The 2791-nt window shown below is 36.2% G+C and carries 1 protein-coding gene, 6 tRNA genes and 1 rRNA gene; all 8 read left to right on the forward strand.

All coding sequences use genetic code 11. The features are described 5' to 3' along the window. Nucleotides 1–94 precede the first annotated feature (94 nt). Nucleotides 95–210: ribosomal RNA gene (rrf, locus tag ACFO5Y_RS06570) — 5S ribosomal RNA — on the forward strand. A gap of 21 nt (nt 211–231) precedes the next feature. After that, nucleotides 232–304, forward strand: a tRNA-Asn gene (locus ACFO5Y_RS06575). 35 nt (nt 305–339) lie between these two features. Further along, nucleotides 340–412, forward strand: a tRNA-Thr gene (locus tag ACFO5Y_RS06580). Nucleotides 413–492: 80 nt separating this feature from the next. Beyond that, nucleotides 493–578 (forward strand) — tRNA-Leu (locus ACFO5Y_RS06585). 38 nt (nt 579–616) lie between these two features. Continuing rightward, nucleotides 617–690 (forward strand) — tRNA-Arg (locus ACFO5Y_RS06590). Nucleotides 691–698: 8 nt separating this feature from the next. Beyond that, nucleotides 699–772: transfer RNA gene (locus ACFO5Y_RS06595), tRNA-Pro, on the forward strand. 10 nt (nt 773–782) lie between these two features. Then, a tRNA-Ala gene (locus ACFO5Y_RS06600) sits at nt 783–855 on the forward strand. A 259-nt stretch (nt 856–1114) separates the two neighbouring features. After that, entirely contained in the window at nt 1115–1891 is a 777-nt protein-coding gene (locus ACFO5Y_RS06605) for a nucleotidyltransferase domain-containing protein (protein WP_197105356.1), read from the forward strand. The last annotated feature ends 900 nt before the right edge of the window (nt 1892–2791 follow it).

A 2791-nucleotide genomic window follows, 5' to 3' on the forward strand; every position in this document is an offset into this window, starting at 1 on the left:
CCACGAACCAATTCAGGTTTAGCAGGTAAGAAAATATAATGTTGATATTCAGTTTTGAGTGATCTAAGTATAGATTACTTATATACAGACAATGTGTGGTGATGGTAGCAAGAAGGATACACCTGTTCCCATGCCGAACACAGCAGTTAAGCTTCTTAGCGCCGATGGTAGTTGGACCTTTGGTCCTGTGAGAGTAGGTCATTGCCATGCATTGTTTAATTTTTTAGTCATTCCGCAATAGCTCAGCTGGTAGAGCGCATGACTGTTAATCATGATGTCGTAGGTTCGAGCCCTACTTGCGGAGTCTTTTTTTTTACTCAAATTTCAAAATTGATATTTGCCGTTTTAGCTCAGCAGGTAGAGCGCTTCCATGGTAAGGAAGAGGTCACCGGTTCGACTCCGGTAAATGGCTTCATATTGATCTTTTTGATTTTGAATTTTGTGAAAATTAAGAAAATTTTATAGCCAGATTGTAAGTACTAACGGCATATTGCCGGGGTGGCGGAACTGGCAGACGCACAGGACTTAAAATCCTGCGGTGGGTGACTACCGTGCCGGTTCGATTCCGGCCCTCGGCATAACACATTTGTGTTAAGATAATTGAATAAAAGATATTGCACCCTTAGCTCAATTGGATAGAGTACCTGACTACGAATCAGGCGGTTGTAGGTTCGACTCCTACAGGGTGCGTTTCATTTCGGGAAGTAGCTCAGCTTGGTAGAGCACTTGGTTTGGGACCAAGGGGTCGCAGGTTCGAATCCTGTCTTCCCGATTGATATAATGGGGGATTAGCTCAGCTGGGAGAGCGCCTGCCTTGCACGCAGGAGGTCAGCGGTTCGATCCCGCTATCCTCCATAAAAGATCAAAGAAAGAGATGTAGATTTTAAAATCTATGTCTCTTTTTTTGTGTTTCTTTGTCAAATAGGGTTGATGATTCATTTTAGTCGAGGTCAAGCAGCAGAGATTGTTGCTTGACCTATTTTATTTAAAGGAAATATCAATAATGAGAGGTTTCAATTGAGAGTGTATAGCTAAGTAATATAGTATCTTAAGAAGTTTACTTTCGAGCTTATACAACAACCGAACGGTTATATATTTTAAACCGGAGGATAATATGAATTTCAGTAAATTATGGAAAGAATTTACTACATTGCCAGAGGTTGAGTCAATTGCCCTTGGGGGATCGAGGGTAAAACAGATATTTGATGAAAAGTCGGACTATGACTTATATATTTACTGTAATGAGATACCAAGTAAGAATGCTCGAAGACGAATATTGGAGAAATACTGTCATTATATGGAGCTTGGAAATTCATATTGGGAGCTTGAAGATAATTGTACATTGAAAGATGGAATAGATATTGATATCTTGTACCGAAATCTTGAGGACTTCTCACAACAAATATATTCAGTCGTTGAAGAGTTTACTCCGAGTAATGGATACACAACTTGTATGTGGCATAATCTTTTACATTGCAACATTCTATTTGATAAGAATGGTAAATTGGAAAAACTGCAAAATAAGTATCAAATATCATATCCAGAAGAATTACGTAGAAATATTATACAAAACAACATGAATCTACTCACTGGTAACCTGCCATCCTATGATAAGCAGATAGAAAAAGTTTTTATTCGTAAGGATATAGTAAGTATAAACCATAGAGTTGCAGCTTTTCTAGAGTCGTACTTCGATATGATATTTGCGATCAACAGATTAACGCATCCTGGAGAAAAACGGATGATAACCTATGCCAAATCAGACGCAAGCATTCTTCCTGAAGCATTTGAAGAAAATTTGGAAGGATTATTTCAGAATAAGTTTGAGGATTCTGAAAAGACGTTGGAAATACTTAAGGACATAATAATTGAATTGAAGAAAGTAGTGTAATGAGTTATACAAAGGTGAAAAAAACACTGGCAGTATTGAATTCATAAGTAGATAAAGCATTCGATGTATCAGTTACTACTCCATAGGGAGCAAACATACTTATGAGTAGATAAATAGCAAAAGATTCCTGATGGATTAATTACACAAATTAGAAGATGATCTGCAAATAAGCAATATGTCTAATAGATGGAAGAACAAGTGTTACTCATTATAGTAAGGTAAAGGGAAGATCAAAATAAATCAGAAGAAATATAAATATAATGAATGTTAAATAGAAGTCATCTATAAGAAGAGATACGCAAGCCAATTAGATTCTGCTGAATACTCTAAAGAAGGACTAGGCAGAGAGATGAAGTGGATTATGCGATAAACGATTAAGAATCCAATAGAAATATAAAGTTCTATAAGTCGGACTCCACTAGCTTTTGCCGTAATAGCTTTAGTAATAATGGTTAGTGTCATCATGATATGGCTATAGTATATACTGCCATATAGATATATACATTAATAAGAATTCAAAAAGATGAAATAAAATTTAAAAATGCATTGACACTGACCAAAGATTCATGTTATTATAATTAGGTTGTCAATTGAGACAGCACCAACGAATCGAACATCTAACTTCGGTTGAATAAAAGATTCAAAAAAAGGTTGACAGTGCATCGAGTAACATGATACAATATAAACCTTGCCACATGAAGTGACGAGAAAAAAGCGAAGCATGTGAGACCAATTAAAATTAATTCAAACAATTAGTTGACAATTGCGTAACAAACATGTTACACTAATTAAGTTGCATCACAACCGCAACGAAAGCTCATTGAAAACTGAACAAAGATAAACACACCAAATGTGTAAGGGGATCTGTTCTACGGAACAGACAACCAAACAATTTCGCTG

Source organism: Ruoffia tabacinasalis (assembly GCF_042652985.1).
GTDB classification, from domain to species: domain Bacteria; phylum Bacillota; class Bacilli; order Lactobacillales; family Aerococcaceae; genus Ruoffia; species Ruoffia tabacinasalis.